Below are 7513 nucleotides of genomic sequence, written 5' to 3' on the forward strand. Positions count from 1 at the left end.
ATCCCGAAGCGGCTGTGAATTCCACCACTGAAGTGGTTTCCCCTACTGTCCGGGTGGTTACGACACTCCGTGATCCAGAAGGTGGCAAGGCAACCATCACTTACGAAGCGCGCATTCCGACAAGCGTTAGACTGGATGAAAAGAATCGCAAAGTCGTGCTCAGAGGCCTCACTTTCACGGTGCCGAAGTCGGCGGTCGACAACGCTGACTATGCTGGCTTGGGAGTGACGGACGGCCGCATGCTGTGGCCGATCAATCAGGATCTCAAGCACTAGAGTGCTGCATGGAAAGTCGTCCAATCCGAGTTCGCCCCATCAGGACTGAGTTCTGAACTCAGTCCTGCGCGGCAAGGCGTCACTCGGGTGTTGTCTCCCTGGCGCTGATGTCCGCTCCTGGCCGGAATCGGACATTCCGCTAGCCATTGGACAACACGCTTGAAGCGCTGAAGTCTGCGCACGGGGTCGATGTGCGCACAGCCTGGCCTTGCCGGAAGCTGGCTCTTGATCTTGCTGCGGTGTGCCTGCGCGGATCGGGGCGACGGCACACACACAGGGGTTACCTGAAGTGGAGGACAGGAGTCCGAAACGGCCGGCGTTTGCTGCCAGGGATGGCGCTTAGCAAGACGCCGGGCAGGTGACCCCTGTGTGTGGGGCGGCGCTCGCCGTACAGCCGCATGTCGTGCGCACGGCGCACGCGCTTCTCGCCGCCAAGCAACTGATTTGGTAGGATTTGGGCTATTCCCCGCCCCTTCGGCCCGGCCCTGCGCCGGGCGGTTGCATTGAGTGCCCCATGGAAAAGAGCTTCGAGCCCCAGACCTTCGAGACCAAGTGGTATGCCCACTGGGAATCCACCGGCTGCTTCAAGCCCTCGGGCACCGGCCCCGCGTACACCATCATGCTGCCGCCGCCCAACGTCACCGGCACCCTGCACATGGGCCACGCCTTCCAGCACACCCTGATGGACGCCCTGGTGCGCTACCACCGCATGAAGGGCTTCGACACCCTCTGGCAGGTGGGCACCGACCACGCCGGCATCGCCACCGAAATGGTGGTGTCGCGCAACCTCGCCCTCGAGGGCAAGGGCGAAACGCGTGATTCGCTGGGCCGCGACAAGTTCATCGAAAAAGTGTGGGACTGGAAGCAGGAATCGGGCGACACCATCACCCGCCAGATGCGCCGCATGGGCGCCTCGGGTGACTGGAGTCGCGAAACCTTCACCATGGACCCGGGCCCCAGCCGCGCCGTGCTGGAAACCTTCGTGCGCCTGTTCGACAACGACCTGATCTATCGCGGCCAGCGCCTGGTGAACTGGGACCCCGTGCTCAAGACCGCCATCTCCGACCTGGAAGTGGTGAGCGAAGAAGAAGACGGCAAGCTGTGGTCCATCAGCTACCCGCTGGCCGACGGCAGCGGCTCGCTGGTGGTGGCCACCACGCGCCCCGAAACCATGCTGGGCGACACCGCCGTGATGGTGCACCCGGAAGACGAGCGCTACGCCCACCTGGTCGGCAAGACCGTGCGCCTGCCGCTGAGCGACCGCGAGATCCCGATCATCGCCGACGACTACGTCGACCGCGAATTCGGCACCGGCGTGGTGAAGGTCACGCCCGCGCACGACTTCAACGACTACGCCGTGGGCCAGCGCCACGACCTTCCGCTGATCAACATCCTTACGCCCGAGGCGGCCATCAACGGCAACGCGCCGGAGAAATATCGCGGCCTGGACCGCTACGCCGCCCGCAAAGTGGTGCTGGCCGACCTGGAAGCCCTGGGCCTGCTGGTGGAGGAAAAGAAGCACAAGCTGCAGGTGCCGCGCGGCGACCGCACCGGCCAGGTGATCGAGCCCTACCTCACCGACCAATGGTTCGTGCGCATGGACAAGTTCGCCGAGCGCGGCCTGGAGCTGGTGGAGTCGGGCAAGGTGCGTTTCGTGCCCGAGAACTGGATCAACACCTACCGCCACTGGATGGGCAACATCCAGGACTGGTGCATCAGCCGCCAGCTCTGGTGGGGCCATCGCATCCCGGCCTGGTACGACGCGGCCGGCAAGGTCTACGTGGGCCTGGACGAGGCGGAAGTGCGCCAGCGCTTCGAGCTCGGCGCCGGCGTGGTGCTGGTGCGCGACAACGACGTGCTGGAAACCTGGTTCTCCTCGGCCCTCTGGTCGCACAGCACGCTGGGCTGGCCGGACCCCGAGGCCATGGACCGGCTGGGCTATGCGCAGCGCCTGCCGACCTCGGTGCTGGTCACCGGCTTCGACATCATTTTCTTCTGGGTGGCCCGGATGATCATGATGACCGAACACTTCACCGGCGAAGTGCCGTTCAAGGAGGTCTACATCACCGGCCTGGTGCGCGACCGCGACGGCCAGAAGATGTCCAAGTCCAAGGGCAACGTGCTCGACCCCATCGACCTCATCGACGGCATCACCGCCGACGCGCTGGTGGCCAAGCGCACCGGCGGCCTGATGAAGCCCACCGACGCGCCCAAGATCGAAAAAGCCACGCGCAAGGAATACCCGGAAGGCATCGCCGCCTTCGGCGCCGACGCGCTGCGCTTCACCTTCGCCTCGCTGGCCACCCACGGCCGCGCCATCAAGTTCGACCTGCAGCGCTGCGAGGGCTACAAGAACTTCTGCAACAAGCTGTGGAACGCCGCGCGCTTCGTGCTGATGAACTGCGAAGGCTTCACCGCCACCGGCACGCCCCAGCCGAAAACCGACGCCGAGCGCTGGATCCTGCACCGCCTGCAGCACATGGTGCGCGACGTGCAGGCCGGCTACGCCGACTACCGCTTCGACCTGGCGTCGCAGGCGCTGTACGAATTTGCCTGGAACGAGTACTGCGACTGGTCGCTGGAGCTGGCCAAGCCCGCGCTGTGGGGCGACGACAAGGCCGCCGCCGACAGCACCCGCCACACGCTGCTGTACGTGCTCGAAACCCTGCTGCGCGCGATGCACCCGCTGACGCCCTTCGTCACCGAGGAAATCTGGCACGCGGTAACGCCGCACCTGGGCATCACCGGCAACAGCATCAGCACCCAGGCCTACCCCGAGTTCGACGAGTCACTGCTGGACGCCACCGCGGCCACCGACATCGAGTGGCTCAAGTCGGCCGTCACCCAGCTGCGCTCGATCCGCAGCCAGATGGGCATCTCGCCGGCCAAGGCCGTGCCGCTGCTGCTGCAGGACGGCAACGACGAAGACCGCGCGCGCGTGGAGCGCCACGGCGCGGCGCTCACCTTCCTGGCCAAGCTCGAATCCATCGCCTGGACCACGGGCGATGCGCCCGCGTCCGCCGCTGCGCTGCTGGGCGGCCTGAAGCTGCTGATCCCGCTGGAGGGCCTGATCGACCTGGGCGCCGAAACCGCGCGCCTGGACAAGGAGCTCAAGCGCATCGCGGTGGAGATCGCCAAGTGCGAAGGCAAACTGTCCAGCGACACCTTCGTGGCCAATGCCCCGGCCGCCGTGGTGGACCAGGAGCGTACGCGCCTGGTCGAGTGGAACGCACAGCGGGCGGCGCTGGCGGAGCAGCGGGCCAAGCTGGGCTGATTCAGTCCGGCGGCGGCCACTGCAGCGAGCCGTCGGGCGGCAGCAGCTCCAGCGCCATCACGATGGCGTCCTCGCGCCCCTTCGCGGCGGGGTAGTAGTTGGGCCGCTGGCCGATCTCGTTGAAGCCTTCGTCCCGGTACAGCGCAATGGCGGCCGGGTTGGAGGGACGCACCTCCAGGAAAACCTGCTGGACCTTGTGCCAGCGCGCCAGGTCCACCAGGCGGCGCAACAGGCGACGGCCGTGGCCGCGGCCCTGGTATTCCGGGGCGATGCAGATGTTGAGGATATGCGCCTCGCCGGCGGCGGCGCTAAGCACGCCGTAGCCCAGCAGCTGGGTGCCGGCCTCCAGCACCCAGCACTGGTGCCCGGCGCGCAGGCAGTCGCGGAAGATGCCGGGGGTCCACGGGAAGACGTACGAGCGGTTCTCGATGGCCGCGACGGCATCGATGTCCAGCTGCTTCATCGGCCGGACCTGGGTGCCGGGGGCGGGACGGGCGCTCATGGCTCAGCGACTGCGGCGCAGCGCCCGCAGCCGGGGCCAGAGCGCACGCTTGGCGGCGCCGCTGGCGCGCAGCTGTTCCATCGGTGGCAGCCCCAGCGCGGCCAGGTCGCGACCACCGGCCGCGCGGACCAGCGCCTGCAGCAGGCGGTCGGAAGCGCGCGCCGGAACCGCCGCCTGCGGCGGGACTGCATCGGCTTCCGGTGCCGCGCCGGCCTGGCGATAAAGCGTGTAGCCCATCGCCGACAGCATGGCCTGCTGCTGCGGATTCCAGCTCATGCCGCGCTCTTGCGCCGCAGCCGGGTCCACGCCCACCAGGCCGGGCCCGACAGCGTGTAGGCCACCGCGATGGCCAGCAGGCCCTTGGCCTGGGCGATGAACAGCGCCGCGATCCCCAGCACGATCAGCAGCAGCACGAAGAACGGCACCCGTTCGCCCTTGGGGAAGCCCTTGAAGCTGAAGTACTTGATGCGGCTGACCATCAGCAGTCCCGCCGACACCGTCACTGCCAGCGCCAGCCAGCGCAGGCCCTGGCCGCTGAAGCCAAACGTGTTCATGGCCCAAACGAACGACACCACCAGGCCAGCCGCGGCCGGGCTGGCCAGGCCGATGAACCAGCGCTTGTCGGTCGAGCCCACCTGGGTGTTGAAGCGCGCCAGCCGCAGCGCGGCGCAGGCGGCGTAAAGGAACGCCGCGGCCCAGCCGACCTTGGCCAGCACCGGGCCGTCGGCGCGGAAGCCCACCAGGGCCCAGTGGTACATCACCAGCGACGGCGCCATGCCGAAGCTCACCAGGTCGGCCAGGGAGTCGTACTGCACGCCGAAGTCGCTGGTGGTGCCGGTCATGCGCGCCACCCGTCCGTCCAGGCCATCGAACATCGCGGCCACGAACACGGCGATGCAGGCGTTTTCGAAGTTTCCGCTGGCGGCCGCCAGGATCGCGTAGAAGCCCGCGAACAGGCCGCCCGTGGTCAGCAGGTTGGGCAGCAGGTAGATGCCACGGCCTTTGGCCGGGCCCGGTTCGTCGTTGGGTTCCATGGCCGCCAGTGTAGCGGCTCCCTGAATCAGCCCATAGCAGCGAGGGCCACGTGCATCGCCGTGCCTTGCAGGCCCGGGACGGGGGTGGTATCACGGGCGCTGCACGCCCCCCCCGACCCACCCCCGGAGTCCGCCATGTCCCGCCCGTCCCTGTTGATCGCCCTCTCGCTAGCGTTGGCGCCCGGCCTGCTTTTCGCGCAGGAAACCACCGTCTACAAGACCACCAACGCCGACGGCACCAATTCCTACAGCCAGATCGACCCGAACAAGGGCGAGCAGCGCAAGGTGGACGGGCGCGACCCCGCCCTGCCGGCCGCGCCGCCGAAGCCCAAGACCGAGAACGAAATCGCCTGCGAGCGCGCCAAGCTGAGCGTCGAAATGTACGCCTCGGACAAGGTGCTGCGCCGGGACAAGAACGGGGACGGCGAACTTGAAGTCATAACGCCGGACGAACGCGCCGCCGAGACCGAGCTCGCCAAGCGCCAGGTCACCGCTTTCTGCCCGCCCGAGGGCTGAGCGACCCAGGGTTCCAGGCCCGGCCGCACCGGCCGGGGCGGAGCGACCGCGCCGCCGCTACAATGGCGGCCCACCCTGCGGCCGGTCCTTTCAATGCGTCTTTCCCAGTTCCACCTCAACACCAGCAAGGAAACCCCCGCCGACGCCGAAGTGGTCAGCCACCAGCTGATGCTGCGCACCGGCATGATCCGCAAGCTGGCCTCGGGCCTGTACACCTGGAGCCCGCTGGGCCTGCGGGTGCTGCGCCGCGTTGAAGCGGTGGTGCGCGAGGAAATGGACCGCGCCGGCGCCATCGAACTGCTGATGCCGTCCATCCAGCCGCGCGAGCTGTGGGAAGAAACCGGCCGCTGGGAAAAGTTCGGCGGCCAGCTGCTCAAGATCAAGGACCGCAAGGACGGCGAGTTCTGCTACGGCCCCACGCACGAGGAAGTCATCACCGACTTCGCGCGCAACGAGCTGCGCAGCTACAAGCAGCTGCCGCTCAACTTCTACCAGATCCAGACCAAGTTCCGCGACGAGATCCGGCCGCGCTTCGGCGTGATGCGCGCGCGCGAGTTCCTCATGAAAGACGCCTACAGCTTCCACCTGGGCCACGACAGCCTGGCCGCCACCTACCAGGCGATGTACGACGCCTACACCCGCATCTTCACCCGCCTGGGCCTGGTGTTCCGCGCGGTGAACGCCGACACCGGCGCCATCGGCGGCACCGCCTCGCACGAATTCCACGTGCTGGCCGATTCGGGCGAAGACGCCATCGCCTTCTCCGACGGCAGCCAGTACGCCGCCAACGTCGAGATGGCCGAGGCCGTGTCGCCCGGCGCGCGCCCGGCGGCGGCCGAAGCGATGGCCGACGTCACCACGCCCTGGCAGCGCACCTGCGAGGAAGTGGCCAAGCTGATGGGCATCGAGCTGCGCCGCACCGTCAAGTCGGTGGCGATGATGGGCGAACAGGGCTTCGTGCTGGCCCTGGTGCGCGGCGACCACATGGTCAACGAGATCAAGCTGGCCAAGCTGCCCGGCCTGGCCGACTACCGCCTGGCCACCGAAGCCGAGCTCACCGAATTCCTGGGCAGCGAGCCCGGCTTCCTGGGCCCGGTGAACCCGCTCAAGCCCATCACCGTGATCGCCGACCGCAGCGTGGCCGCCATGGCCGACTTCGTGGTGGGCGCCAACCGCAAGGGCTTCCACCTGTCCGGCGTGAACTGGGGCCGCGACCTGCCCGAACCGGCCCTGGTGGCCGACCTGCGCAACGTGGTGGAAGGCGACCCGTCGCCCGACGGCCAGGGCACGCTGCGCATCGCCCGCGGCATCGAAGTGGGCCACGTGTTCCAGCTGGGGCAGAAGTACGCCGAGGCCATGAAGGCCACCGTGCTGGACGCCGAGGGCAAGGCCCAGGTGATGCACATGGGCTGCTACGGCATTGGCGTGTCGCGCATCGTCGCGGCCGCCATCGAGCAGAACAACGACGCCAGCGGCATCTGCTGGCCGGCGCCGATGGCGCCCTGGCAGGTGGCCGTCTGCATCATCAACCCCAAGAACGACCCGGCCGTGGTCGAGGCGGCGAACGCCCTGTATGCCGAGTTCAAGGCCGCTGGCCTGGACACGGTCATCGACGACCGCGGCCTGCGCCCGGGCGTGATGTTCGGCGATATCGAGCTGATCGGCATTCCGCACCGGGTGGTGGTGTCGGGCCGTGGCCTGGAGTCGGGCCAGTTCGAGTACCGCGGCCGCTGCGACAGCGACAGCCAGAACCTGGACCGCGCCGCACTGATGGCGCAGCTGGGCATCGGCTGACGCCACGCCGCGACATCGGCTGACACGACGGGGGGCGCCCCACCCCCGGCCCCCGGTTTGGGGGGGGGGTGGGTGGGGGGCCCCAGGGCGCCGTCCGGCGGCCCCGCCCGCCCCCCCC

7 protein-coding genes are annotated in these 7513 nt (G+C 68.3%); 4 read left to right on the forward strand and 3 right to left on the reverse strand.

Translation table 11 applies throughout. The features are described 5' to 3' along the window. Together K0M70_RS15580 and K0M70_RS15585 are read left to right on the forward strand one after the other, a co-directional pair. On the forward strand, positions 1-275 hold a 275-nt coding region (locus K0M70_RS15580), incomplete at its 5' end, for a hypothetical protein (protein WP_290783545.1). Positions 276-789: 514 nt separating this feature from the next. Next, a complete protein-coding gene (locus tag K0M70_RS15585) occupies positions 790-3549 on the forward strand; it encodes a valine--tRNA ligase (RefSeq protein WP_290783548.1) in 2760 nt (919 codons plus the stop codon). Between the two features lies 1 nt (position 3550). Here the strand turns inward: K0M70_RS15585 and rimI are convergent, their stop codons facing one another. Genes rimI through pssA form a run of 3 tightly spaced genes read right to left on the reverse strand, consistent with a single transcriptional unit; the run spans position 3551 to position 5085 of the window. Further along, positions 3551-4051 carry a ribosomal protein S18-alanine N-acetyltransferase gene (gene rimI / locus K0M70_RS15590; protein ID WP_290783550.1) on the reverse strand — a complete coding sequence of 167 codons (501 nt, stop codon included), beginning with the start codon at positions 4049-4051 and terminating at the stop codon, positions 3551-3553. A gap of 3 nt (positions 4052-4054) precedes the next feature. Further along, positions 4055-4327 carry a hypothetical protein gene (locus K0M70_RS15595; RefSeq protein WP_290783553.1) on the reverse strand — a complete coding sequence of 91 codons (273 nt, stop codon included), beginning with the start codon at positions 4325-4327 and terminating at the stop codon, positions 4055-4057. Continuing rightward, positions 4324-5085 (reverse strand): CDP-diacylglycerol--serine O-phosphatidyltransferase, encoded by a 762-nt coding sequence (gene pssA, locus K0M70_RS15600; RefSeq protein ID WP_290783556.1) that lies wholly within the window; start codon positions 5083-5085, stop codon positions 4324-4326. The genes K0M70_RS15595 and pssA overlap by 4 nt, the downstream gene beginning before the upstream one ends. 135 nt (positions 5086-5220) lie before the next feature. Between pssA and K0M70_RS15605 the strand changes: the two genes are divergently transcribed. Then, positions 5221-5601: a hypothetical protein gene (locus tag K0M70_RS15605; protein WP_290783559.1), complete on the forward strand. Its 381-nt coding sequence runs from the start codon at positions 5221-5223 to the stop codon at positions 5599-5601. Between the two features lie 93 nt (positions 5602-5694). Then, entirely contained in the window at positions 5695-7395 is a 1701-nt protein-coding gene (locus tag K0M70_RS15610; RefSeq protein WP_290783563.1) for a proline--tRNA ligase, read from the forward strand. Positions 7396-7513 lie beyond the last annotated feature (118 nt).

The sequence above is a fragment of the Arenimonas sp. genome (assembly GCF_019459675.1).
Taxonomy (GTDB): domain Bacteria; phylum Pseudomonadota; class Gammaproteobacteria; order Xanthomonadales; family Xanthomonadaceae; genus Arenimonas.